The organism is Pantoea sp. Lij88, assembly GCF_030062155.1.
Classification (GTDB): domain Bacteria; phylum Pseudomonadota; class Gammaproteobacteria; order Enterobacterales; family Enterobacteriaceae; genus Pantoea.
Genome location: NZ_CP118269.1, coordinates 2640989 through 2666714 on the forward strand (window position 1 = coordinate 2640989; position 25726 = coordinate 2666714).

Consider the following 25726-nt stretch of genomic DNA (forward strand, 5'->3'; position numbering starts at 1 on the left):
TTTTTACCAGCAACATCCCTGCCCCCTTGTTTTTCAACTTCGCAGCGTTCCCTGTATCCGCTGCGACCGCGCCGTGACTCATCATGTGAGTATACAAACAAAAACGGCATTTGCCTCATGCGACAAATGCCGTAACCAGATTAACGAATGGTTCAGTTTTTGACTACGTTTCCGCCTGCGATTTTTCAGCGGTTAAATCGGGTAGCGCATCCGCTTCGCTTCCTGCTCTGACCGGCGAAGGATCGGCAGCAAAACCACGCAGGCCGACCACATGGACATGCTCGGTGTTATTGAACACCTTACGCACCAGTTTGTAGGTCGTGCCTTTCTCCGGACTGATGTTCTCCGGCGCGGCAATGACCAGTTGCATCTCCAGTCGCTCACACAGTTCAAACAGCGTGGCGATGGAGCGGGCATCCAGACGGGCCGCTTCGTCCAGGAACAGCAGCCGGCATGGCGAAATATCTTTGCCGCGCAGACGACGGGATTCCTCTTCCCAGCTCTGCACCACCATCACCAGAATTGACATACCGGTACCGATCGCTTCACCGGTTGAAAGCGCACCGCTCTCTGCGCGCAGCCAGCCATCGGAACCCCGGTTAACTTCCACTTCCATCTCCAGATAGTTGCGGTAGTCCAGCAGCTCCTCACCGATGGTCTGCGGCGTGCGCTGACCCATGTCGATATGCGGATTAAGACGCTGATAAAGTTTCGCCAGCGCCTCCGAGAAGGTCAGGCGGTTACTGTTAAACAGATCCTGATGCTGCTCGTGCTCTTCCGACAGCGTATCCAGCAGCATGGCGTGGGTTTCACGCACGTTCACGTTGAGCCGCACGCTGCGCACCTGACCAAAGCTGACGGTCTGCAGGCCCTGGTTCAGCTGACGGATACGGTTCTGTTCGCGCTGAATAGTTTTACGGATGATGTTCGCCGCACTGCGCGAACTGATCGCCAGCATCTGCTCACGCGCCGTCAGCTCTTCGGTCAGACGGTTCAGTTCGATTTCCATCTGCTCAATCGCTTCGACCGGATCGTCGGTGCGAATAATATCCTGACGAATACGCTCGCGCAGATGCTGATAGACCGCAATAAAGAACTGAATTTTACGTTCCGGACGTTTTGGATCTTCCGACAACCGCAGCACGTCGCGCAGATGTTCGTTGTCCGCCACCGCCAGACGCAGCGCACCCAGCGCTTTATCCGACATAGAACGCAGTTCATCGCCGCTCAGATAAGCCAGTTCACGACGATGCAGACGACGCTCAACGCCATTCTCTTTCACCAGACGCAGGACGGTACACCAGCCCGCTTTGGCGCTGACCACCTGCTCGCGCACCTGATGATAGTTACGCTCCAGCTGACGCAGCCGCTTCTGCAGGTTATCCATCTCGGCTTCGCAGAAGGTGAGCTGTTTCTCCAGCTGATTGCGACGGGCGCGGTTGTGGCTCAGTGCGGTGTAGAGCTCGTCCCGGCGAACGCGCGCGCGTGCTTCTGCGCTGCTGTCAGCCTGGACGCCGATGTCCTGCATCTCCTGCTGCAGCTCTTTCAGCATGTCGCGTTTGGCGTCCCAGGCGCTTTTCAGCGAGGCCAGCACCTGCGAGTATTGCGTCAGCTGCGCCTGATGTTCACGCAGGCGATCGCGGCTGCGGCTGCGTTCACTTTCAGCCTGCTCCAGACGCTGACGCAGTTTATCGCTCAGATCGTTGTTGCCATTGAGCATGCTGGCCGAGTCGTCATAGCTGAAGTGGGCGCGACGCTGCACCACTTCTGTCAGCGCAAAGGCCTGCTGACGCGCATTACGCTGCTGCTGCTTTGCCTGCTGATAATCCGCCTGTAACTGCTCATGCTGTTCCGGATCGCTCTGCAACACGGCGAGGATCGGTTCCAGTTTCGCCAGCTTAGCGCCATGCTGATGCAGGAAGCGCGCGGCTTCCTGTGCCGCATCGACCTGCTCACGGATCTCTTCGCAGCGATCGCCCAGCGTATCGTCCAGCAGCAGGTTGACGCGTGGCAGCAGTCGGTTTAACTGCGACACGCCCTCTTTCGCCAGCTCATACTGCTGACGCTGCTGCTGATTATTGCTTTCATGCTGATTCAGCGCCCGCTCCAGTTCACCCCGACGCGCGCCCAGCTGACGGATCTGCGCTTCCGGATCGGCGTCAAAGGCCACGGCCAGATGGCTGCCGATAAAGCGGCTGAATGACTGATGCAGACGCTGGGTTTTCTGCACGTCGAACGACAGCGTGGCGTAGCGTTCGGCCAGCTTATCGCGTTCAAGGTGCAGCTGCTCCAGCTGATTTTCACGCGCTGCGCGACCAAACAGCGGGATTTTCGGGAAGCGGGAGTAGCGCCACTGACGTTCTGCCACCTTCACCACCACCGCATTCTGCAGCTCATCCACGCCGAAGACGCTGTCATCGAACGACTGCGGATCACCCTCGATCAGGTAGAGATCTTCCGGGCAATCTTCCAGTCCATCCAGTAACTCACGCACACGCGAGAGTTCCGGCACCACGATCGCATGACGTGACGGACCGTAGAGCGCCGAGAAGTACGGCGCATCATCCAGCGTCACATCATCATAAATTTCAGAGAGTAATACGCCGCCAAAACGTTCCGCCAGCTGGGTCAGGCGCGCATCTTCCGCACCGCCCGGCTGGCTGAGACGTTCAATCTGCCGCTCGATATCACGTTTTTGTGCCGCCACTTCGTCACGCTCGACGGTGGTTTCACGCTCACGCTCCAGCAGCTGCTGCATATATTCGGTGACGTCCTGGCTGCTGTTCAGCGCCTGGCCGGTCTGTTCGCTGAGCTGGGTCAGGATCTCCTGCGCCGCCAGCCAGTGTGGCGCACGGGCGGTCAGGCTGGTGATGCGTTCGCGCAGCTGTTCCAGCTCCTGACGCATCATCATACGCTGCTCACCGGCGTCCGAGACGCTGCTGTTCAGCTGTTCAATCTGGGCTTCAAGCTCCTGCTGCAGGCCAGCCAGCGCATCCGCTTCGTACTGCTGCCCCTGACGCTTGCAGAACTCGGCCAGCAGACGCTCCGCCTCATGCTGCTCGCGCAGGCGCTGTTCCAGCTCATTCAGACGCAGACGCAGCGACGAGAGCTGCTCGGCGTGATGACGCTGATTGCTGGCATCACGCAGCAGTTCGCGGCCGGTCTGCCAGGCATCCTGACGGGTAACGTCACCGGCAATACTGGTGACCAGCGCCAGCGCCTGTTCGAACTGACTGTGTGCCGCTTCCGCTACGCTCAGCTTCTGCTCCAGGCGCAGCAGGCGTTCTGTCGCCTCTTCCTCTTTCGCCTGGAAACTTTCCTGCCATTCAGCGGCATTGTCGATGCTCAGATCCGGCAACTGGCAGAGCGAGCGGGCGCGTTCCAGCGCCTGCAGGGCCTGCTGATACTGGATCGCACGGGTTTGCTGCACGTCGAGCGCCTGCTGGAAATCGGCCAGCTGACTTTTCAGCTCATCCACTTCCAGCTCGGCCGCTTCGGCACGCGCTTCATTCTCTTCCTGAATTTCACGCGCTTCGGCGACCACTTCGGTCTGCTCTTCCAGACGCAGCGTCAGATCTTCGATATCTGCATCGTAACGCTCAATCTTCTCCTGCTGACGCATTGCCGTCTGCACCAGGTTCAGATGATCGCTGGCGGCCTGATAATCGACTTCGAGATCGTTCTCTGCGCCACTGTGCTCAGCCAGTTCGCGCGCCATCTCAACATGACGATACTGCTCGGTGGCGAGTTGCTTACGGCTGCTGAACAGCTCACCGCGAAGCTGTAACGCGCTGTCGAGGTGTCCCCGACGCTCGTTGGCGTGACGCATGTAGTCAGCCGAAACGTAGCTGGTCGCCTCGGAGATCAGATGCTTAAAGAGATCGCGGTCAGACTGGGTAACGCGGATCGCCTCCAGCGTCATGCGGTTCTCGCGCAGCGCGGCTTCCATATCCTGGAATGCTTTGCGCACGCCACTGTTTTCAGGCAGCAGGTAATCACGCAGCGATCGGGTGATGGCGCTGGAGATACCGCCATACAGCGAGGCTTCAATCAGGCGATAAAACTTGCTGCGATCGCTGGCAGAGCGCAGACGACGCGGCACCACGCCCAGATCAAACATCATGGCGTGGTAATCGGTAACCGAGTTATAGGCGCGGAACTGCACGCCTTCCTGCGCCTCAACCCGCTCTTTCACCTCGTTCAGCGGCAGCACGCGTGCCTGACGGCTGTTAAGCACTTCCGTCAGCATGTCGGTCGGGTTGGTATCGGTTGGCAGGCCATGGATACTGAAAGGCTTGATATCGACCTTTTTATCGCGTCCGGCGACCTGTTGCAGACGGACACCCACCACCACACGCTGATGGCGTGAGTTCACCACATCCAGCATGGAGTAGCAGACGCCGGCCCGCAGTTTACCGTGCAGACCTTTGTCACGGGATCCCGACGTCGCGCCCGCTTCGGTGGTATTACGGAAGTGCAGCAGCGTTAAATCGGGGATCAACGCGGTGACAAATGCCGCCATCGTGGTGGACTTACCCGCACCGTTACCGCCTGACAGCGTGGTCACTAATTCATCGAGATCAAAGGTCCGGGCAAAAAAGCCGTTCCAGTTAATCAGCGTAAGCGAACGAAACTTTCCGCGCTCAATCATGCCTGTTCTTCCTCTGCGTTCTCACTCGCGTCGCCTTCCTGCCCTTCACCATCATCGGTGTCGACCGGTGCTGTCGCGTTTTCCAGTAGCATGGCTTCGCCATCACGAATCAGGCGAAGCTGCGCTTCACGGGCATCATCACCGCTGCGCACGTCGGCACCAAAGCGAAACACCGATTCCGTAATGCGGAACTTGCTGTTGTCGTTGCCGAAAAACCACACCATGCCAAGACGACGCAGGCGGCTCAGGGAGGCGCGCACTTTCTCCTGCAGTTTGGTGCGATCCAGATCCGAACCGGTCGAACGCTGGTTAACCAGCTTCAGCAGACGGTTCTCATCAGCCAGGGAGAGCAGCTCGTCATACAGCTCCTGCTGGGTAAAGATCCCCTCATTGGCCAGACGTTCCGGGCTGAGATAGAGATAACAGAGGATCTTCCCGACCATCATGTCCAGCTCAGAGAGCACGGAACGCGGAATCAGCGTGGTTGAACGCGGACGCAGATAGAAGAAGCCTTCCGGCGCACGGATTAACTCAACGTTGTAGCGGCTGTAGAACTCTTCGAGATATGACTGGTAGTCCATCAGAAAAGCGTGGTTATCCAGCTCTTCGATACCGATGTGACGTCCGGCGCGTAACTGGCTGTCCAGCGCGGGAAAAATCGGGTTGGCCAGTGCCTGTGCCAGCTTAACCGGCATCACTTGTTCAATATTTGTCGATGACATGTGCCTGCACCTTGGCTCCGTAATCATTGATGGCTTGCCATTCCACAGGCAAACCGGCTAAATCAGCTTCCGCTACGCCAAGGCGTACCGCCTGATCCACCACAATGCGCGCCAGGTCGAAATGGCGGGCGCGTGGATACTGGGCCAGGTAGTCGCGCATCACTGACGCGAGGTTGAGCGGTTTTTGTTGCGATTTGTAGACCTGCAGCGCTTCTTCAATCATCGCTGCCAGCTGTTCGCGAATTTCGTTGATCTCTTCGTATTCCATCTCCGGCGGCAGTTCGCCCATCACTTCGTCATTCCGCAGCGTCAGCGCTTCATCACGCATGTCATACAGGCGGTCGGCGTTGGCGTAGGTCAGCGCCCAGGGCGCGTCGAAGTAATTCTGTACCGATACCCGCAGGCGCTGTGCAAAGACGCGGTTTTTATCCATGTCGATGGCGGTACGAATAAATTTATGGACGTGACGGTCATAGCCGATCCACAGGTCGATCGCCTGCTGGCCCCAGCTGGTAATACGGTCGAGTTTGCTTTGCAGGTCAAACACCAGCTTATCGACGAAGCCCAGATCCGGGCTGTCCAGCGTGGCATCCTGAATGCGCAGCAGGTTTTCCTGAAGTTTGTCGCCCGCGGCTTCCAGCGTATCCTGCAGTTCACGCAGCGTCCCTGACGTTTCAGAGAGCAGCATTTCACAACTGGAGATAGCCGCGCGCCAGTCTTTGTTCAGCAGTTCGGCGATATCGTTTTTTACTGCCTGCTGCTGTTCATCCATCAGACGCTGGGTCATATCAATGCTGTCAAAGATCTCAGCCACCGAATATTTCAGCGGCGCGAAAACATTGCGATGCCAGTGGAACTCATCACCATTTTCCTGCGCGGCGTCGGCTGCCCGCTTCAGCTCATTGGCCACAATCGACAGCTGCATCGACAGGCGCAGCGTTGAAAACTCACGCTGACGGATGTAGTAGTCGGTGATGCCGATCGCCAGCGGCGTCAGGCGATAGATGGCGTTGCCTTCGGTGAGTTCGCTGGTAAAGCGATTGAGCAGGCGCTGTCGCACCATATCGTTGATGGCGTTGTTGGCGCGAACCAATACGGTTTCATGGGTTTGTTCGAAAGCTTTACTGACGTGACGGAAAGCATCAATCAGATCGCCTTCGCTCATTTCGCCATCCATCCGCTCACCGTTGAGGGTGGCGATAGCCAGCAAAAAGGCCAGACGTTCCACTGGCAGCGCAAGGGAAAAGTCATTTTTGCGCGCCCAGGATACCAGTTCAGGTACCGTCTGGGAAAATTCACTCATAATTCGTCCTTCTGCCCGGGTTTACGCGCGGTCACGTGGATGTAACGCCCTAAGCTCAAAAAGGGTTCCTGACGGCAGTAACGCCGCTCCATCTCAATAATTTCGTCGTCGCTCTTCGGCTCGCCCTTAGGCGGCTTCATGTAGTCGCTGAACACCCGGATCCCGGCACGCTGCTCAATCACAAAGCCACATTCTTCCAGCCAGCGATAAACCTGCACGGGGTCGCGCGGATAGTCCGGCGACAGCGTTCGCTTTTTGCGTTTGGTCAGGTTGGTGCGCAGATAGCCGAAGTTACCCAGCGTTAAGGTGCGCAATGTCAGGCCGTGCAGATTGTAAAACATCAGCGACATAACGCCTCCCGGCCGCAGCAGATCGAACAGCGCTTTAAGCACCTTATCCGGTTCAGCGACCCACTCAAGCACAGCGTGGAACAATACCAGATCCACCGGCTTATCCAAATGTTCGCCCACCTGCTGAGCGCTAATTTGTCTGAATTGCATGTTGTGGCTCACACCCTGCGCCGCCGCATGTTCCTCTGCCCGGCGCAACATCTCACCAGAGAGATCGCACAGCAGAACCTGATGGCCCTGTGCAGCAAGCCCGCTGGAGACCTGGCCGACACCGCCGCCAGCGTCCAGCACCGACAGCGGGTGTGGCGACAGTCCGGGCAGTATCTTCTCCAGCTCATCCCAGAGGATGGCCTGGCGTATCTTCCCTTTGGTGGTGCCGTAAATATTTTGCGAAAATTTATCCGCGAGATCGTCAAAGTTACGATCCTGCATGGCATGCGCTCCGGTATGCTGCGGTGAGACTTGTGCTATTTTGTCACAGGCACCAGAAGAATGAACCTTTCATCCCCATCTTCCCTTCCGGGTGCTCTATTTTCGGACAACAGGACTCTTTTTTGATGTTATTTACCCTGAAAAAAGTCATCGGCGGGCTGCTTTTACCCCTGCCGTTTCTGCTTTTGCTGATGGCGGCTGGTATTTTACTGGTTTGGTTTACCGGCTGGCAGAAAAGCGGCAAAACCGTGATCTCTGTTAGCTGGCTGTTACTGCTGCTGCTGAGCCTGCAACCGCTGGCCGATCGGCTGCTTTTGCCGCTGGATAGAAGCTATCCGACCTGGAACGGCTCAGAGAAGGTGGACTACATTGTGGTGCTGGGCGGAGGCTATACGTTTAATCCGGCATGGGCACCCAGCTCGAATCTGCTGAATAACAGTCTGCCGCGCGTGGCAGAAGGCGTTCGTCAGTGGCAGCGCAATCCGAAGTCGACGCTGATTTTTACTGGTGCAGCGGGCGGCACCAATCCGAAGAGCAGCGCCTGGGTGGCGGCACAGGTCGCTGAGAGTCTGGGCGTGCCGCGCGAACATATTCAGATTCTCGACCAGCCACGTGACACGGCAGATGAAGCGCAGGCGGTCAAAGCCGTGGTGGGCGAGCATCCGTTGCTGCTGGTGACCTCAGCGAATCATATGCCGCGGGCCATTCGCTTTTTCCACGCGGTCGGGTTGACGCCGATCCCCGCGCCGGCCAATCAGTTGGCGATTACCTCTCCGCTGAATGGCTGGGAACGGGCAATTCCGTCATCGATCTGGCTGAGTCACAGCGAACGTGCGGTGTATGAAACGCTGGGCACGTTACTGCAGCGGCTGAAAGGCGGAGAAGGCTCAGCCGAGCCAGGGAAGTAATTGTGCGCGTGCATGGTCAAAACGTGCACGATTAAAGACGCCGGTCTGAATCAGGCTGTCGATGCAGTCCCACAATTGATAAACCCACCGACGCCAGATAAAGCCCTCAGAAACCGGCGCCCGTTGCAGGTAATAGTGCAGCAGCGCCGTTTCGGCGGGCGACTCATCCAGATGGATCAGGTCATATTCGCGGGGTGCCCAGAGAATCGTGCCCGGCTGTGTCATGGCGATTAACTGATCGCTGCGGCTGTTCTTCAGCATGCTCTGCAGCCGCACGTTACCGTGAACCATCACACAGGGATCATCAAAGCCGCGGAACAGATGCGCCAGACGCGCACGGCAACGGAACAGAATCTGCCGATCGTCCAGCGTAAAAGCGGGCGGACGCAGGTAGCTCAGGGTCGCCCATAACACCTCAACCCGTTGTGCATACCAGGCGGGCCAGCGGTTCTGCTGCGTGCTGTCAACCGTGCCGACCAGGCCGTGGCTGTCGAGCCGGTGCCAGGCCAGCAGTCCCTCGACCACCTGTTCGCAAAACTGTTGCCAGCGCTGAGCATCCCGCGCCGGGGCTTCCGCCGTCACGCCATTCAGCCGCGCCAGTAAGAGCATTTCATGCACCGGCGGCTGCTGGCTCAGCACCAGCCCATAGACTGCGGGCACGGCGACCAGCCCGGCCTGCCCCAGCAATGCCAGCTTTCTCGCTTCCATTGCCGCCCGGCCCTGATGACGAAAATATTTCGCCACCACGGGCATGGGGAGGCCTTCCCGATCGTATAACGCATAAAGTCGGGTGGGTGGATGTTCACTGATCATTTCGAGGCGGCTGATGGTTTCACCCAGCGCCAGCGTGAGTTCCGATTTAAGCTGTTCCATGCGGCATCCTCCTCAGATGAGTATCGTAATATCCTGAAGGAAGTGTTGGAGATAAGTTTAGCGGCGGATCAATAACGTGGGACTGAAACGGGGAGACTGGCTCCCCGGTTTTCAGGGCTGCATGGCAAGACGAACGCGTTGCAGATCGTCTGGCGTATCCACACCCACACTGGGGATGGTTTGCGCCACGGCGACATGAATTTTTTCGCCGTACCATAAAACACGCAGCTGCTCGAGCAGCTCAATCTGTTCCAGAGGGCAAGGTGCCCAGGCAACATAGCGGCGAATAAAACCGGCACGATAGGCGTAGATGCCAATGTGGCGCAGCAGCGTGTCACCGATTTGCTCGCGCGAGGCGGCATAGCGTTCACGATCCCACGGAATGGTGGCTCGTGAGAAATAGAGCGCGTAGCCGTTCGAATCCATGACGACTTTCACCGCGTTCGGATTAAAGGCTTCTTCCGCATCCGTGATCGGCACCGCCAGCGTCGCCATTCCGGCCGCTGAGCCCGCCAGATTGGTCGCCACCTGACGCACAATCCCGGCCGGAATCATCGGCTCGTCACCCTGCACGTTGACGATAATTTCGTCATCCGCAAACTGATATTTTTCGATCACTTCGGCCAGCCGCTCCGTGCCGGACTGGTGATCGGCGCGCGTCATGCAGACTTCGCCACCTGCCGCTTCCACTGCCCGCGCCACGTCGGGATGATCGGTGGCAACAATGACCCGGCTGGCACCCGATTCACGGGCGCGCTCCATCACATGCACAACCATCGGTTTACCATGAATATCGAGCAGCGGCTTGCCGGGTAAGCGGGTAGACGCATAGCGCGCAGGAATGATGGCGGTGAAACTCATGGATGAATCTCTTCAACGGACAGCGTGCGGGCTTCCGTTTCCAGCAGCACCGGAATACCGTCACGTACCGGGAAGGCCAGGCCATCAGGTTTGCAGATCAGCTCCTGCTGCGCGTTGTTGAAGTAAAGTTTGCCATTGCACACCGGGCAGGCGACGATTTCGAGTAAACGATGATCCATATGTCCTCCATCAGGGACCGAATGCTTAGGGGTTCAAGCATACCATAGCGCGGCGCATGCGGGATGGGGTAAAACGCCCTCCCGCGGCCGCTGCCGCAAAATTGATTAATCCAGCGTCCACAGGGCTGGCCACTGATCTTTAAGAGTATCGGGTGCCTGCAGGATGGCAACGCTTTCTGCTCCCTGCCAGGCCGCGAAGCGTTCAATCGCACGCCGGATATCCACCACAAAACGTGCCGTGACGCGCGTCTTCTCCTCCAGCCAGATATTCTTAATCTCCAGCTGTTTTGCCTGACGCAGCATGCGGGCATCGAGCCGACCTTTTATCTGACCACGATGAAGGATGGGCAACACAAAATAGCCAAATTTGCGTTTTTCCTCGGGGGTGTAGCACTCGATACGATAGTCAAAGTTGAACAGCTCCAGCGCACGTTTGCGATCCCAGACCACCGGATCAAACGGGGACAGTACTGTGCTGTGCGTCGCCTGCAGCGGCGTCTCCAGCAACGGCAGGTAGTCACGATGCAGCCACATCTCACCCAGCCCCTCTGTATTGACGGCGACCAGATCGCCTGCGCCCTGGGCATCAGCGATAAAGTCGGTCAGGGGTGCCCGCTTCAGGCGATAGTAGTCCGGCAGCCAGGCCGCGCGGAAAATCCCTAAGCTACGGGCGCTGTTCATCAGCATCTGACGGATTGCCTCGGCTTCGCTGATGCCATGCATTTCATCCTGCCAGTCGGGCATTACGCGGCTGCGCAAATCGTAGACGCGCTGAAAATTACGGCGTTCGGCGACCATCAGCTCACCGGCGCTGAACAGATTTTCCAGATGGCGTTTGTGCGGTTTCCAGTCCCACCAGCCCGACTTCGGGTTATCGGCACGGGTAAAATCGGCGGCGCGCACCGGGCCGTTTTCCTGGATCTGCTGCAGTAATTCGGCGATGGCCTGCTGATGGTCAGCGACCCACTGCGCGTTATATTTCCAGCCCAGACGTTCCGGCGACAGCATGCGATGACGAAGCAGCCTGTAGTCGTCGCGGGGAATAAAGCAGGCTTCGTGCGCCCAGTACTCAAAGAGTTCGCCCTGGGCCAGCGCCTGTTCCAGCCATGCCTGAGGATAATTTCCCAGGCGACTGAACAGCACCAGATAAGGACTGCGTGCCACGACATGAATGGTGTCGATTTGCAGCAACGACATGCGGGAGATGCAGCTAATCAGATCCTGATAAACCGCGCGTTTTGCCGGAGCACGCAGCAGGCCCTGCGCGGCGAGATGAAGGTGACGTGCTTCCTGTAATGAAAGTGAATGCAGGCTGTTCATCCTCTTCCTTATCAGGCTTTGCCTGAATGGGTGCGGGTATCAGGGAGTGCGGCGGCAGCGTTGTTCAATATCGGCCAGTAATGGCATTACGGCTTTGCCGGTTAAATGGGCATCAACCGGCAGATACCACCAGTCAGGCTGAGCAAAATGACGGCATTTGACGGCGTCCTTTTCGGTCATTAACAGTTGCTGACCCGGCTGGAGTAATCGGGTCAGCTCATCCTCGCTGTAAGCGTGATGATCCGCAAAGGCGATCTCTGCAACCGGCGTGATGCCCTGCTGTTTCAGCGTGGTGAAAAAACGCGGAGGATGACCAATCCCGGCCATGGCAACTACTGCACCCAACTGCTCAGGCGGGCGGGTTTCCCCGGTCAGCAGATTAGTGGCCTGCCCGGGCTGAAGTTGCATGGCAATCTCGTCAGGCTGCGCTTCGCCGCCGTTAATGATGACGGCATCGACCTGCTTCAGACGATCGGCACGTTCGCGCATCGGACCCGCAGGCAACCACCAGCCATTGCCAAAGCGACGAACGCCATCCACCACGACGATCTCGCAATCGCGCTGCAGGGCATAATGTTGCAGGCCATCATCAGTGATGATCACATCCAGCGGACCCTGTTGCAGTAACGCCTCAATCGCCTGTTGCCTTTTGGGCGCGACCGCGACCGGCACCCCGGTGCGCTGGGCGATTAACACCGGCTCATCACCGGCCTGTTCCGTGCTGGTCTGTGCGGTGACCAGCAAGGGATAGTGGTCCGCTTTGCCGCCATATCCTCTGGAGACAACGCCAGCGCGCAGGCCGCGCTGCTGCAATGCCTCAACCAGCCAGATGACTACCGGCGTCTTTCCATTGCCACCGGCAGTCAGGTTACCCACCACCACGACCGGCAGAGGCGCACGCCAGCTTTTACGCCAGCCGCGCCTGTAACTGAAACGTATCAGGGCCGTGATCGCACCATACAGCAGGCTGAATGGCCATAGCAGTAGCCATAGCGGTGAGCGACCACTCCAGATACGTTCAATCATTGGCCGAATTGCATCTTGTGCAGCTGTGCATAGGCGCCACGTTCTGCCAACAACACCTGATGCGTTCCGCGTTCAACAATCTGACCATCTTCAATTACGACGATCTCATCCGCTTTTTCGATGGTAGAGAGGCGGTGCGCAATCACCAGCGAAGTACGGTTCTTCTGCAACTCATCCAGCGCCGACTGAATGGCGCGTTCTGACTCGGTATCCAGCGCAGAGGTCGCTTCATCCAGGATCAGGATCGGGCAATCGCGCAGCAACGCACGGGCAATGGCAATACGCTGACGCTGACCGCCAGATAACAGCACGCCATTCTCGCCAATCACCGTATCCAGGCCTTTATCCATTTTATTGATAAAGTCCATGGCATGCGCCATGGTGGCCGCCTGCTCGATCTCTGCACGGCTATATTGCTCACTGCGGGCATAAGCGATGTTATTGGCAATGGTGTCATTAAAGAGATGCACATTCTGCGAGACCAGTGCGACCTGATTACGCAGCGAACGCAGGCTGTACTCACGCAGATCATGTCCGTCCAGCAGAATTTCGCCCTGCTGAATGTCATAAAAGCGGGTCAGCAGGCTCGCCATTGTAGACTTACCGGAACCGGAACGGCCCACCAGCGCGACCGTTTTACCTGCCGGCAGCGACAGATTGATATTACGCAGTGCCGGAATATCACGGCCCGGGTAGGTAAAGGTCACATCACGGAATTCGATATCCCCTTTTGCGCGGATGATTTCGCGCGTGCCGTTGTCCACTTCCTGCTCGCTATCCAGAATCGAGAACAGGGTCTGACAGGCCGCCATGCCGCGCTGGAACTGGGCATTGACGTTGGTCAGAGACTTAAGCGGGCGCATCAGGGCAATCATCGAGGAGAAGACAACGGTGATCGTACCGGCTGTCAGGGTATCCATGACGCTTGGGAAGCTGGCAGCATAGAGGACAAAAGCCAGGGCCAGCGACGCGATCAGCTGAATAATCGGATCCGAAATAGAAGAGGCCGAAACCAGTTTCATTCCCTGCTGGCGCATACGGTTACTGACGCGGGAAAAACGCTCCGATTCAATTTCCTGACCGCCAAAAATCAGCACTTCTTTATGACCCTTCAGCATCTGCTCGGCGCTGGTTGTCACCTGCCCCATCGTGTTCTGCATACTTTTACTGATGGTGCGGAAACGCCTGGACACGGTGCGGATCGCAAATGAGACGATAGGTGCCAGTACAATCAGGATCAACGACAGCTGCCAGCTGTAGTAGAACATCATGATGAACAGGCCAATAATCGAGGCACCTTCACGTACTACGGTGACCAGTGCGCCCGAAGAAGAGGAGGCGACCTGCTCAGAATCGTAGGTAATGCGCGACAACAGGGTACCGGTGGACTGCTGGTCAAAAAACGAAACCGGCATACCCATCATATGGCTGAACAGCCGACGGCGGATATTCATCACGACATTGCCAGAGACCCAGGAGATGCAGTAGCTGGAGATATAACTGGTTATTCCGCGTACCACCATCAGGCCAATAACCACCAATGGCATCCATAGCATCACCGACCTGTCAGCTTTACCAAAGCCATCATCCAGTAACGGTTTCAACAGGGAGAGCATTAAGGCGTCGCCCGCAGCATTAATTATCAGGGCGACAGAGGCCACGATTAATCCCGCTTTATTAGGCGCGATCATCGGCCAGAGTCGGCGAAACGTCTGCCACGTAGAGAGATCTTTATCTTGATGCATTATTTATTCACGCTGTTGGAAATAGCCGGCCATTCTACCTGGATTCGCGTTTGACGCCAAACCACTGATGATACCAACGGGGCATTAATTGTTCCCGCAGGGTGGAAACCTGCACTCTGCCCTGCTCTATCCTGATACTGATTTGTCCGGATTGCCCCGTATCCCGCCACTGAAAACCGGCCGTTCGGTAGTTTTCCAGCACATTTTTCGCGGGCATGCGCCAGGCATTGTAACGTGCCAGAGAGGCGATAGCGGTGTGCCCTTCTGTTTTGCGCAGCATCAGGGAGGTCGATGAAGTCCGGCTTCCGTGGTGCGGCACCTGCAGAATATCGACCTTCAGACCCTGCTTCTCGAGTGCCACCAGCTGGCGTTCAGCCTTAGCCTCGATATCGCCGGTTAACATCAGACGGACCTGGCCATCATCGACGATGACCACACAGGAGTCATTATTCCCACCCGGTAAAGGTGCCGTCAGCGGCCAGACAACCCGAAAGTGGAGCCGCTGCCAGCGCCACTGCGTGCCACGTACACAGGGTAAATGCGCCTTATCGGCCAGCGCGCTTCTGATTTCAACCGCTGGCCAGCGTTGCGAGATCGCCTCCAGCCCGCCCGTATGATCCAGATGGTTATGACTGAGGATGATCTGTTTTAACCTTAGCTGCCTGCGCTCCAGCCACGGAATGATCACCCGGCTACCCGCATTATCGTTCTGCCAGCGCGGTCCTGTGTCATACATCACCGCTTCGTCGCCCTGACTGAGCACCAGGCTCAGTCCGTGCCCGATATCCAGCATATCGATGCGCCAGCCCTGCTCCTGTTCAGGCTGACGGCTCAGTATCATTGCCAGCGCTAACGCGCAGCTGCTTAAGGGCAGAGAGAAGAAGAGCTGCGCACGCCAGAAAATCAGACCGCCCCATACCATTACCGTAAACCAGGTTGTGCCACTCAGCGGCCACCAGCCCGGCGGCAGTAATGTCAGGCAATAAAACAGGCCTCGCAAAGAGAGATCGGCCGCTCCCCAGAAGAAACCCGATAGATGGGCCACCGGCAGCAGCATGGCAAGTGTGACTAAAGGCATGGTGATAAACGAGACGACCGGGATGGCGACAACATTGGCCACCAGCGCGGTAAGGCTAATCCCGTTAAATATCGCCACCTGCATCGGCACCATCAAAATCATCATGCCCGTCTGCAAATGCAGCAGCTGTAACGGAATCCAGCGCCGTTGATGACGGAACCGGGCAGGCAGTGGGAACCAGTGGTACCAGACCAGCAGCATGCCGACAGCCAGAACTGAGAGCCAGAAGCTATCAGATAAAACGGTCAGCGGATCCGTTACCAGCAGCAACGCAATACAGAACGTCCAGACCTGCCAGCTATTCAGCTGAACACCCGCAAACCGGGTTATTGCCCAGAGTGTCAGCGCCAGTAGCGAGCGGGCTGCAGGAGGCTGAGCCCCGGAGAGCCAGGTATAGACTGCAGCAAACAGCCAGCTCACGATGAGGGGAAAAAGATAGCCGATATAGCGGGCTGGCAGGATAAATTGCACCCCACGCGCCACCACCCAGCCGGTGCTGGCGGCAAGGGCGATATGCATGCCCGATATCGCCATCAGATGCGCGGTGCCGGTATCCCGTAGTAGCTGACGTGTCTGCTGGCTCATCTCATCCCTGATACCAAAAGCCAGGGCCTCCAGCGTGGCACGAAAAGGCATGTCACGGGTTCTGTCACGGTGCCATACAATAAAACGCCAGCGTCCATCGCAGCGTTCGCTGACGGCAGTCTGTTTAAGGATCCGGCCCTGAAGCGGCGTGTTATTAGCCAGTGCAAAACGCTGCGCATCGAAGTCGCCCTCATTAAGGCGGGCATGTACCGGTCGCAGTCGGAGGTGCATGGTCCAGCGTTGTCCCGGACAGTAAATCGCCGGGTCAGCATCGAACCAGATCCAGGCAAAGCGAGGCGGAAATATCATCCTGCCCTGCTCTTCCAGCAGACGAACCCGGATTTGCTTCCGCTCCTGCCGCAGTTCATTCACCTGCACGGTGAAGGTTGTGGGGCGTGCAGAAAACTGTTCAATATCCCGCACCATCAGACGGGCGTCGTTGCAGGCCCATGCCAGACACAACAGGGTAATACCGGTCAGCCGGGCGGGTGGATAAGGACAATGCAGCAGAGCCCCTCCTGCTGTAAGGAAGAGTATGATCGCTTCGCCTGAAGGCAGTCGCGCCATCAGCAGTAGCGGTAAAGTCGCAACGATCGCCAGTCGCGCCAGAACAATCCATGTCAGCATAATCGTATCCATTGATTGAGTTCGATTATTCTGGGCAATTGGGAAGAAAGTAACAGCGGACGATGGCTAAGGCTGGAGCGGTCTCGCAGGGAGTGTCTGGCATTACAGTCTGGATGACCGCAATCTGGATGTCAGGTCTCAACCTGTATAGCAGGCAAAAAAAAACGACATCCGGAGATGTCGTTTATCTGGTTCGGTATCGGCTTAGCCGTAGATATTTGCGCGATCGCGAAGCTCTTTGCCTGGCTTAAAGTGGGGAACGTATTTACCTTCCAGATCCACTTTGTCACCCGTTTTCGGGTTACGTCCAGTACGCGGAGCGCGATAATGCAAAGAAAAGCTGCCGAATCCCCGGATTTCGATGCGTTCGCCCTGTGCCAGCGTAGTGGCCATGTGCTCCAGCATCTCTTTTACTGCATCCTCAACGACTTTCGCCGGTATATGAGTATGCTGTCCCGCCAGTCTTTCGATCAGTTCTGACTTGGTCATGTAACCTCCGGTTTATCCCTGTGGGAATGTATGACAGCTTTTACCGAAACCGGGTGGTTGCCCACCCGGTGCTTCAGGTCGATTACTCGCCTTTAGCCGCTTTGAACGCTTCAGCCATAGCGCTAGAGAAATTGCCTTCTTCCTGTTTGGTGTTAACAGTATTGATAGCTTCTTTCTCATCAGCCTGGTCTTTCGCACGGACAGACAGGCTTACGACACGGTTTTTACGATCAACGCCGGTGAACTTAGCTTCAACGTCGTCGCCAACGTTCAGAACCAGAGTTGCATCTTCAATGCGGTCCAGTGAAGCTTCAGAAGCGCGCAGGTAACCCTCAACGCCGTCTGCTAATTCAACTGTAGCACCTTTAGCATCAACTGCAGTCACTTTACCGGTGACGATGGCACCTTTCTTGTTCAAAGTGATGTAGTTGTTGAACGGATCTTCTGCCAGCTGTTTAACGCCCAGAGAGATACGCTCGCGCTCTGCATCAACCTGCAGTACAACGGCAGCGATTTCGTCGCCTTTTTTGTACTCACGAACGGCTTCTTCGCCAGTCGCGTTCCAGGAGATGTCAGACAGGTGAACCAGACCGTCGATGCCGCCGTCCAGGCCGATGAAGATACCGAAGTCAGTGATTGACTTGATTTTACCTTCAACACGATCGCCTTTGTTGTGCGTCTCAGCGAACAGCTGCCATGGGTTAGATTTACACTGCTTCAGACCCAGGGAGATACGACGACGCTCTTCGTCAATGTCCAGAACCATAACTTCAACAACATCGCCTACGTTAACAACTTTAGACGGATGGATGTTTTTGTTGGTCCAGTCCATTTCAGACACGTGTACCAGACCTTCAACGCCTTCTTCGATTTCCACGAAGCAGCCGTAATCAGTCAGGTTGGTAACACGACCGGTCAGGCGGGTGCCTTCCGGATAGCGTTTAGCGATAGCAACCCATGGATCTTCGCCCAGCTGCTTCAGACCCAGAGAAACACGGGTACGCTCGCGGTCGAACTTCAGCACCTTAACGGTGATTTCGTCGCCAACGTTAACGATTTCGCTTGGATGCTTAACACGCTTCCACGCCATGTCGGTGATGTGCAGCAGGCCATCAACGCCGCCCAGATCAACGAATGCACCGTAGTCAGTAAGGTTCTTAACGATACCTTTAACTTCCATGCCTTCCTGCAGGTTTTCCAGCAGCTGATCGCGCTCTGCGCTGTTTTCGGATTCGATAACCGCACGACGTGAAACCACGACGTTGTTGCGTTTCTGATCCAGCTTGATCACTTTGAATTCAAGCTCTTTGCCTTCCAGGTGCAGCGTATCGCGCACCGGACGCACATCTACCAGTGAACCTGGCAGGAACGCACGGATACCGTTCAGCTCAACTGTGAAGCCGCCTTTAACTTTGCCGTTGATAACACCGGTAACAGTTTCAGCGTCTTCGTAAGCTTTCTCCAGCGTGATCCATGCTTCATGGCGCTTAGCTTTCTCACGGGACAGCAGGGTTTCACCGAAGCCGTCTTCCACTGCATCCAGAGCAACATCAACTTCGTCGCCTACCTGGATTTCCAGTTCGCCGGCTGCGTTCTTGAACTGCTCTGCAGGAATTGCAGATTCAGATTTCAGACCCGCATCAACCAGAACGACATCTTTGTCGATAGAAACGACGATGCCACGAACGATAGAACCCGGGCGGGTTTCGATTGTTTTTAAGGATTCTTCAAATAGTTGAGCAAAAGATTCAGTCATATTGATAATCTTCAGGATTCTTCAATTTAACGTCCATCTGACTTCATGTCGGATGGGGTTGTTTCACATGCCCGGCACCTGATCCATGGTACAGGGTGATAAATTCAGTTAAGCCGTAATACCCAGCTTCTCGCGGGCATAGTGTAGCGCTTTTTCAATGACTTGATCGATAGACATCTCAGTAGAGTCCAGAACCAAAGCATCGCCAGCGGCTACTAAAGGCGCGATTGCGCGGTTACGATCGCGGTCGTCGCGTTCTTTTATCTCGGCTAAAAGGCGGTCAAAGTTAACATTAAAGCCATTATCCTGCAACTGTAGCATACGGCGCTGGGCACGCTCTTCCGGGCTGGCATCAAGGAAAATTTTCACAGGTGCATCCGGAAAAACTACGGTGCCCATATCACGTCCATCAGCAATCAGGCCCGGCATCTCGCGGAAACCGCGCTGGCGGCGCAATAGCGCCTCGCGTACCCGGGGAAAGGCGGCAACACGAGAAGCGGTATTACTGACTTCCTGAGTGCGGATTTCACCGGTGACATCTTCACCTTCAAGAATGACCTGCATTTCACCGTTTTGTGACACAAAGCGCACATCGAGGTGTGCAGCAATCGGCACCAGTGCCTCTTCAGATTCGATGTCCACCTGATGATGTAACGCGGCTAACGCCAGCACGCGATAAATAGCACCGGAGTCCAGCAGATGCCACTGCAGCGATTCTGCCATCGCTTTGCACAGGGTTCCCTTTCCCGCTCCACTTGGCCCATCAATAGTTATGACCGGGGCAGTTACTGTCATTATTCCCTCCTGTTGCTGCGTGCTTCCTGACCTTTCGGCCACCATTAATGACTAGCATTATACGCTGCATAGCGCGGCTTGGTTACCCTTTCGCACTAACCGGATTCGTAATATGAGTTAATTCAGAGGATCTCTGGGCGGCTACAGCCAGATTAAATCAGGGGAGATCCGGTGCGGAATCGCACCGGAAAGAGAGATATCAGGCACTCTGGCTGATTTTAGCCAGCTGAACGAAATAGTCCGGGAAGGTTTTTGCCGTACAGCCAGGGTCAAGAATGGTTACTGGCGTATCGGAAAGAGCAACCAGCGAAAAACACATCGCCATGCGGTGGTCGTTGTAGGTACCAATGTCAGCATGAATCAGCGTCGCCGGCGGGGTAATACGAATAAAGTCATGACCTTCTTCGACTTCCGCACCCACTTTACGTAGCTCTGTAGCCATTGCGCTCAGACGATCGGTCTCTTTTACCCGCCAGTTATAAATATTGCGTAACTGGGTGGTGCCTTCAGCAAACAGCGCGGTGGTTGCGATGGTCATAGCGGCATCCGGGATATGATTCATATCCATATCGATGGCCTGCAGCTTGCCCGCCGTGCAGGCAATGTAATCATCGCCCCATTCAATCGTCGCACCCATCTTTTCCAGCACGTCAGCAAAACGGATGTCACCCTGCACACTCTGGCGTCCGATACCGGTGACCCGAACCGTTCCGCCTTTTATCGCAGCAGCAGCCAGGAAGTAAGAAGCAGAAGAGGCATCGCCTTCAACCAGATAATCGCCCGGAGACTGATACTGTTGCTGTCCCTTAATCAGGAAGCGTTGATAGTTCTGATTCTCAACATCGACGCCAAAGCACTGCATCAGATTGAGGGTGATATCGATGTAAGGCTTCGAAACCAAATCACCTTTGATCGTGATGCAGGTATCCTGCTGCGCCAGCGGCGCGGTCATCAGCAGTGCTGTCAGGAACTGGCTGGAGACGCTGCCATCCACACTGACTTCACCGCCGGTAAAACCACCCCGCAAACGCAGCGGCGGATAGTTTTCGTTTTCCAGGTATTCGATAGTTGCTCCACCCTGACGAAGCGCGTCAACCAGATGACCGATTGGACGCTCTTTCATGCGGGGTTCGCCGGTCAGTTCGATATCGTGCTCACCCAGACACAGTGCTGCTGCCAGCGGACGCATTGCGGTTCCGGCGTTGCCCAGAAACAGTGACAGCGGTTGGGATGTGTGCAGGGGTCCGGCATTTCCCGTGACTTCACACACGGTACGATCGCTGGAAAGCGTATAGCTTACGCCCAGCGCGGTCAGCGCATTCAGCATGTGCTTCACATCATCGCTGTCGAGCAGGTTGGTGAGACGGGTGGTGCCTTTAGCCAGTGCAGCCAGCAACAATGCGCGATTCGAAACGCTCTTTGAGCCAGGCAGATTCACGGTGCCATCGACGCGCGCAATAGGTTGGAGAGTCAGGGAGTCCTGCATGTGAAACGAAATCCTCAAAAAATACAGAGACCTCGCCATAGACGAGGTCTGGCACCAGCATCAATGCTGATATCTTAGTAATCAGCCGTGACGGCGTTCAAAATCGACCATGAAATCGGTCAGAGCCTTCACACCTTCCAGCGGCATCGCATTGTAGATAGATGCGCGCATACCGCCTACGACACGGTGTCCTTTGAGCGCATGTAATCCCGCCTTAAAGGACTCTTCCAGGAACAGCGCATCGAGTGACGAATCCGCCAGCTGGAAAGGAATATTCATGCGTGAGCGGTTTTCTGTCGCCACATCATTGCGATAGAAGCCACTGTGATCGATGACGCCATAAAGCAGATCAGATTTTGCCTGATTGATACGATCGATTTCAGCGACACCGCCCTTCTCTTTCAGCCATTTAAATACCAGCCCTGAGAGATACCACGCAAACGTCGGCGGGGTGTTAAACATCGAATCGTTATCGGCCAGCACTTTGTAATCAAGGATGGAAGGCACGGAGGCATGCGCCTGACCCAACAGATCCTCACGAACGACGACCAGCGTTAATCCAGCCGGGCCCACATTTTTCTGCGCGCCCGCATAAATGACACCATAGCGACTGACATCAATCGGACGTGACAGAATGGTGGATGAGAAATCAGCCACAACGGTTTTACTGCCAAAGTCTGGCTGTTCATCAATAGCGATGCCATCAATGGTTTCATTCGGGCAGAAGTGCAGGTAAGCGGACGCTTCACTCACCTGCCATTCGCTCATCGGCAGGATGGCTCGTTTACCGTCACGGGTGGTTTTGACATCCAGCGTGCGGGGGGAGCAATACTTTTCTGCTTCTTTAATTGCGCTATGCGCCCAGTAGCCGCCATCGACATAGTCGGCACTGGTCGCCTGCCCCAGCAGATTACCCGGCACAGCAGCGAACTGCGCACGCGCTCCGCCATGACAGAATAAAACTTTGTAATTGGACGGTATTTTTAGCAGATCACGGAAGTCCTGCTCAGCTTCCTCAGCCACCTGAATAAACTCTTTACTGCGGTGACTGATCTCCATTACAGAGGTACCCAGACCGCGCCAGTTCGTCAGTTCCTGTTCTGCACGACGAAGCACTTCAACCGGTAGCATCGCCGGGCCAGAGCTAAAATTATAAACTTGCGTCATTTCCCCTCACCACTGTCATATCGAACGGTTATGAATAACCATCCGGTTTTATCACTGCATTCTGATAGCTGCAATCATAAATCAGGGCACGGTCACATTTTCTGAATCCGGCTCGCCGGAGGTTATGTTACCAATGCAAACCCACGCGGAATTTTGTGAGGCTTCATCCAGCACCATTAATCCGCGTTTGGCCTGAGAGCCGATGTGATAAAAACTAAGCCGGTAAAAAAGTCCCGCCCTGATAGCGGTCTGTTACCAAAATCCGTATCATTGCGCGCTTTACGCACCCTATGACAACTGAGAGAGCGGCACTATGACGCAAACATTTATCCCGGGCAAAGATGCCGCACTGGAAGACTCCATCGCGCGTTTCCAGACAAAGCTGCAGGATCTTGGCTTTAATATTGAAGAAGCTTCCTGGCTGAATCCTGTTCCCCACGTCTGGTCAGTGCATATCCGTGACCGCGATTGCCCGCTCTGCTTCACCAATGGCAAGGGCGCCAGTAAAAAAGCGGCACTGGCTTCTGCACTGGGCGAGTATTTTGAGCGTCTCTCAACTAACTACTTTTTTGCTGACTTCTGGCTGGGGAAAGAGATCGCTAACGGCGACTTTGTTCACTATCCCAATGAAAAATGGTTCGCATTACCTGAGGATGATTCCTTACCTGAAGGCATTCTGGATGCGCGCCTGAACGCGTTTTACGATCCCGACAATGCTCTGACGGCGTCTGGCCTGATTGATCTGCAGTCTGGCAATGCTGAGCGCGGTATCTGCGCCCTGCCGTTTACCCGCCAGTCCGATCAGCAAACGGTCTATATCCCGATGAACATCATCGGCAACCTCTATGTCTCAAATGGCATGTCCGCAGGTAACACCGCGAATGAAGCGCGTGTTCAGGGCCTGTCAGAAGTGTTTGAGCGCTACATCAAGAACCGCATCATCGCGGAAGCAATCAGCCTGCCAGCGATTCCTGATGAGGTGATGCAGCGTTATCCGGAAGTGATCGAGGCGATTGCACGCCTTGAAGCGGAAGGCTTCCCGATTTTCGCTTATGACGCCTCGCTGGGCGGTAAATATCCGGTTATCTGTGTGGTGCTGTTTAACCCGACCAACGGAACCTGTTTTGCGTCATTTGGTGCGCATCCTGATTTCGGTGTGGCACTGGAACGTACCGTCACTGAGTTGCTGCAGGGCCGAAGCCTCAAAGATCTGGATGTGTTTACCCCACCGACGTTCGATGACGAAGAAGTGGCTGAGCATGCCAATCTTGAAACACACTTCATCGATTCAAGCGGCCTGATCTCCTGGGATCTGTTTAAAGAGACGGCGGATTATCCTTTTGTGGACTGGTCATTTGCGGGCAGCACCGAACAGGAATTTGCCACGCTGATGGCAATCTTCGCCGCTGAAGATCAGGAAGTTTATATTGCTGACTACGAGCATCTGGGTGTCTATGCCTGCCGTATCATCGTACCTGGCATGTCTGATATCTATCCGGCAGAAGATCTCTTCCTGGCGAATAACAGCATGGGCGCGGGCATGCGTGAAACCCTGCTGGCCCTGCCTGACAGCAACTGGAATCCGGAAGAGTATCTGGACCTGATTGGTCAGCTTGATGATGAAGGCTTTGACGACTTCACCCGCGTTCGCGAACTGCTGGGTCTGGCAACCGGTAAAGACAACGGCTGGTACACACTGCGTGTTGGCGAATTAAAAGCGATGCTGGCGCTGGCGGGCGGCGATCTGGATCAGGCATTGATCTGGACAGAGTGGACGATGGAGTTCAACAGCTCAATCTTTACGCCAGAGCGTGCCAATTACTATCGTTGCCTGCAGACCCTGCTGTTACTGGCAATGGAAGATGAGCGCGATCCGCTGCAGTATCATCATGCCTTCCTGCGTATGTATGGTGAGAGCGCGATGGAAGCAGCCTCAGCCGCTATCAGTGGCGAACAGCCATTTAACGGACTTCAGGCTGTTGATGATGAGCTACAGGCATTCCCGGCGCATCAATCCCTGCTGGCTGCTTACGAAAAACTGCAAACGGCTAAGCGTCTTTACTGGAAAAATGCCTAAGTTTTAACGCGTCAGACCCGTAAAAGAAGGTTAAAAATGGCACCGCATTTATCGGGTGCCATCATTCTCCACTTTCCCCTGAAACATTAGCTTCATTTAATTCCTTTCCATTACATCACATCATTTTTATTAACAGATAAGCCATTAATTAATAACATATCTCAGGCCATTTTTTTGACTCAGCAGTTTGCGTTAAAATATTTTTGTATTTTTAAAATTAATTTATTAGATTAAATTCAGATATTTAACCGAAATATTTTTTACTGGCGGAGGAATAGCTGGCTACCGGTTCGCCAAACATGATCCACATCAATTATTGTCTCATACTCCTTTGTTAGTATTTTTTCAGACAACTTCTGGAGTAAGTTAGTGTGAAAACTGACAACCCTTTTAATCTTTTATTACCAGCCGCCATGGCGAAAGTCGCCGAAGACGCCGGTATCTATAAAGCAACCAAACATCCCTTCACCACCTTCTTTCTGGCAATAAACGCTGGCGTATTTATCTCCATCGCATTCGTTTTTTATATTACAGCGACCACCGGTAGCGGCGCGATGCCCTACGGTATAGCCAAACTGATTGGCGGGATCTGTTTCTCGCTTGGCCTGATGCTGGTTGTGGTATGTGGCGCCGACCTCTTCACCTCAACGGTATTAATCGTCGTCGCTAAAGCGAGTGGTCGCATCAGCTGGGGCCAGCTGGCCCGCAACTGGATTAACGTCTACGCCGGTAACCTTGCAGGTGCCCTCTTCTTCGTTGCCCTGATGTGGTTTGCCGGACAGCATATGGTGGCGAATGGTGCCTGGGGATTAAATGTTCTCGAAACCGCCGATCACAAAATGCATCACACCTTCATCGAAGCGGTCTGTCTGGGTACCCTGGCAAATCTGCTGGTCTGCCTCGCCGTCTGGATGAGTTATTCCGGCCGGACGCTGACCGACAAGCTGGTAGTAATGATTCTGCCTGTCGGAATGTTTGTCGCCAGCGGTTTCGAACACAGCATCGCCAATATGTTTCTTATTCCTTATGCCATTGTCATCCGCGACTTCGCGGCACCTGAATTCTGGCAGGCTGCTGGCACCACGGCTGCACAGTTTCATTCGCTTACCGTCAGTAACTTTATTCTCGACAACCTGATTCCCGTGACCATCGGAAACATTATCGGCGGCGGCCTTCTGGTTGGGTTGACCTACTGGGTTATCTATCTCCGTAAAGGTGACCAGATTCATTAAACCTATTTTGACGGCACAGGATGTTGACTGTGCCCGACCGTAAAAGTCTCTTCATATAAGGCAG

The 25726-nt window shown here is 55.3% G+C and carries 19 protein-coding genes; 3 read left to right on the forward strand and 16 right to left on the reverse strand.

Going from position 1 to position 25726, the window contains the following annotated elements:
• Positions 1–163: 163 nt before the first annotated feature.
• The 4 genes from mukB to cmoM are packed head-to-tail and all read right to left on the reverse strand — an operon-like array spanning position 164 to position 7458.
• Positions 164–4651, reverse strand: coding sequence for a chromosome partition protein MukB (gene mukB / locus PU624_RS16195; protein ID WP_283545800.1), 4488 nt, complete (start codon positions 4649–4651; stop codon positions 164–166).
• Positions 4648–5373 (reverse strand): chromosome partition protein MukE, encoded by a 726-nt coding sequence (gene mukE / locus PU624_RS16200; protein WP_283545801.1) that lies wholly within the window; start codon positions 5371–5373, stop codon positions 4648–4650. Before mukE ends, mukB begins: the two co-directional genes overlap by 4 nt.
• Complete coding sequence (gene mukF / locus PU624_RS16205) at positions 5354–6676, reverse strand: chromosome partition protein MukF (protein WP_003849384.1); 1323 nt, start codon at positions 6674–6676, stop codon at positions 5354–5356. Before mukF ends, mukE begins: the two co-directional genes overlap by 20 nt.
• Positions 6673–7458 (reverse strand): tRNA uridine 5-oxyacetic acid(34) methyltransferase CmoM, encoded by a 786-nt coding sequence (gene cmoM / locus PU624_RS16210; RefSeq protein ID WP_283545802.1) that lies wholly within the window; start codon positions 7456–7458, stop codon positions 6673–6675. Before cmoM ends, mukF begins: the two co-directional genes overlap by 4 nt.
• A gap of 125 nt (positions 7459–7583) precedes the next feature.
• Here cmoM and elyC point away from each other — a divergent pair, with 125 nt between their 5' ends.
• Positions 7584–8366 (forward strand): envelope biogenesis factor ElyC, encoded by a 783-nt coding sequence (gene elyC / locus PU624_RS16215; protein ID WP_283548017.1) that lies wholly within the window; start codon positions 7584–7586, stop codon positions 8364–8366.
• Here elyC and PU624_RS16220 read toward each other — a convergent pair.
• The 12 genes from PU624_RS16220 to serC all read right to left on the reverse strand — a co-directional run bounded on the left by PU624_RS16220 (position 8346) and on the right by serC (position 22353).
• Complete coding sequence (locus PU624_RS16220) at positions 8346–9239, reverse strand: phosphotransferase (RefSeq protein WP_283545803.1); 894 nt, start codon at positions 9237–9239, stop codon at positions 8346–8348. The two genes, elyC and PU624_RS16220, sit on opposite strands and share 21 nt — an antisense overlap.
• A gap of 111 nt (positions 9240–9350) precedes the next feature.
• Complete coding sequence (gene kdsB, locus PU624_RS16225; RefSeq protein WP_283545804.1) at positions 9351–10100, reverse strand: 3-deoxy-manno-octulosonate cytidylyltransferase; 750 nt, start codon at positions 10098–10100, stop codon at positions 9351–9353.
• Positions 10097–10279, reverse strand: a complete 183-nt coding sequence (locus PU624_RS16230) for a Trm112 family protein (RefSeq protein WP_003849374.1) — start codon at positions 10277–10279, stop codon at positions 10097–10099. Before PU624_RS16230 ends, kdsB begins: the two co-directional genes overlap by 4 nt.
• A gap of 105 nt (positions 10280–10384) precedes the next feature.
• Positions 10385–11599, reverse strand: coding sequence for a winged helix-turn-helix domain-containing protein (locus PU624_RS16235; protein WP_283545805.1), 1215 nt, complete (start codon positions 11597–11599; stop codon positions 10385–10387).
• 39 nt (positions 11600–11638) lie between these two features.
• On the reverse strand, positions 11639–12625 hold the full coding sequence (gene lpxK / locus PU624_RS16240) for a tetraacyldisaccharide 4'-kinase (RefSeq protein WP_283545806.1): 987 nt from the start codon (positions 12623–12625) through the stop codon (positions 11639–11641).
• The gene (gene msbA / locus PU624_RS16245; RefSeq protein ID WP_283545807.1) at positions 12622–14370 is read right to left on the reverse strand and encodes a lipid A ABC transporter ATP-binding protein/permease MsbA; all 1749 of its coding nucleotides are present in this window, start codon (positions 14368–14370) and stop codon (positions 12622–12624) included. The genes lpxK and msbA overlap by 4 nt, the downstream gene beginning before the upstream one ends.
• Positions 14371–14404: 34 nt before the next feature.
• A complete protein-coding gene (locus PU624_RS16250; RefSeq protein ID WP_283545808.1) occupies positions 14405–16660 on the reverse strand; it encodes a DNA internalization-related competence protein ComEC/Rec2 in 2256 nt (751 codons plus the stop codon).
• Positions 16661–16864: 204 nt separating this feature from the next.
• Entirely contained in the window at positions 16865–17149 is a 285-nt protein-coding gene (gene ihfB, locus PU624_RS16255) for an integration host factor subunit beta (protein ID WP_003849360.1), read from the reverse strand.
• Between the two features lie 82 nt (positions 17150–17231).
• A complete protein-coding gene (gene rpsA, locus PU624_RS16260; RefSeq protein ID WP_003849352.1) occupies positions 17232–18905 on the reverse strand; it encodes a 30S ribosomal protein S1 in 1674 nt (557 codons plus the stop codon).
• A gap of 108 nt (positions 18906–19013) precedes the next feature.
• Complete coding sequence (gene cmk / locus PU624_RS16265) at positions 19014–19700, reverse strand: (d)CMP kinase (protein WP_283545809.1); 687 nt, start codon at positions 19698–19700, stop codon at positions 19014–19016.
• 199 nt (positions 19701–19899) lie between these two features.
• Complete coding sequence (gene aroA / locus PU624_RS16270) at positions 19900–21186, reverse strand: 3-phosphoshikimate 1-carboxyvinyltransferase (protein WP_283545810.1); 1287 nt, start codon at positions 21184–21186, stop codon at positions 19900–19902.
• 81 nt (positions 21187–21267) lie between these two features.
• The gene (gene serC, locus PU624_RS16275; protein ID WP_283545811.1) at positions 21268–22353 is read right to left on the reverse strand and encodes a 3-phosphoserine/phosphohydroxythreonine transaminase; all 1086 of its coding nucleotides are present in this window, start codon (positions 22351–22353) and stop codon (positions 21268–21270) included.
• Positions 22354–22666: 313 nt separating this feature from the next.
• Here serC and ycaO point away from each other — a divergent pair, with 313 nt between their 5' ends.
• Complete coding sequence (gene ycaO, locus PU624_RS16280) at positions 22667–24430, forward strand: 30S ribosomal protein S12 methylthiotransferase accessory factor YcaO (protein WP_283545812.1); 1764 nt, start codon at positions 22667–22669, stop codon at positions 24428–24430.
• A gap of 371 nt (positions 24431–24801) precedes the next feature.
• Positions 24802–25662 carry a formate transporter FocA gene (gene focA, locus PU624_RS16285; RefSeq protein ID WP_283545813.1) on the forward strand — a complete coding sequence of 287 codons (861 nt, stop codon included), beginning with the start codon at positions 24802–24804 and terminating at the stop codon, positions 25660–25662.
• The last annotated feature ends 64 nt before the right edge of the window (positions 25663–25726 follow it).

Coding starts and splice junctions, on each gene's coding strand:
- mukE (WP_283545801.1), bottom strand. CDS start 5,373: ATGTCATCGACAAATATTGAACAAGTGATGCCGGTTAAGCTGGCACAG.
- PU624_RS16235 (WP_283545805.1), bottom strand. CDS start 11,599: ATGAACAGCCTGCATTCACTTTCATTACAGGAAGCACGTCACCTTCAT.
- aroA (WP_283545810.1), bottom strand. CDS start 21,186: ATGCAGGACTCCCTGACTCTCCAACCTATTGCGCGCGTCGATGGCACC.
- ihfB (WP_003849360.1), bottom strand. CDS start 17,149: ATGACCAAGTCAGAACTGATCGAAAGACTGGCGGGACAGCATACTCAT.
- PU624_RS16220 (WP_283545803.1), bottom strand. CDS start 9,239: ATGGAACAGCTTAAATCGGAACTCACGCTGGCGCTGGGTGAAACCATC.
- mukB (WP_283545800.1), bottom strand. CDS start 4,651: ATGATTGAGCGCGGAAAGTTTCGTTCGCTTACGCTGATTAACTGGAAC.
- ycaO (WP_283545812.1), top strand. CDS start 22,667: ATGACGCAAACATTTATCCCGGGCAAAGATGCCGCACTGGAAGACTCC.
- mukF (WP_003849384.1), bottom strand. CDS start 6,676: ATGAGTGAATTTTCCCAGACGGTACCTGAACTGGTATCCTGGGCGCGC.
- kdsB (WP_283545804.1), bottom strand. CDS start 10,100: ATGAGTTTCACCGCCATCATTCCTGCGCGCTATGCGTCTACCCGCTTA.
- serC (WP_283545811.1), bottom strand. CDS start 22,353: ATGACGCAAGTTTATAATTTTAGCTCTGGCCCGGCGATGCTACCGGTT.
- lpxK (WP_283545806.1), bottom strand. CDS start 12,625: ATGATTGAACGTATCTGGAGTGGTCGCTCACCGCTATGGCTACTGCTA.
- rpsA (WP_003849352.1), bottom strand. CDS start 18,905: ATGACTGAATCTTTTGCTCAACTATTTGAAGAATCCTTAAAAACAATC.
- PU624_RS16230 (WP_003849374.1), bottom strand. CDS start 10,279: ATGGATCATCGTTTACTCGAAATCGTCGCCTGCCCGGTGTGCAATGGC.
- elyC (WP_283548017.1), top strand. CDS start 7,584: ATGTTATTTACCCTGAAAAAAGTCATCGGCGGGCTGCTTTTACCCCTG.
- msbA (WP_283545807.1), bottom strand. CDS start 14,370: ATGCATCAAGATAAAGATCTCTCTACGTGGCAGACGTTTCGCCGACTC.
- cmk (WP_283545809.1), bottom strand. CDS start 19,700: ATGACAGTAACTGCCCCGGTCATAACTATTGATGGGCCAAGTGGAGCG.
- cmoM (WP_283545802.1), bottom strand. CDS start 7,458: ATGCAGGATCGTAACTTTGACGATCTCGCGGATAAATTTTCGCAAAAT.
- PU624_RS16250 (WP_283545808.1), bottom strand. CDS start 16,660: ATGCTGACATGGATTGTTCTGGCGCGACTGGCGATCGTTGCGACTTTA.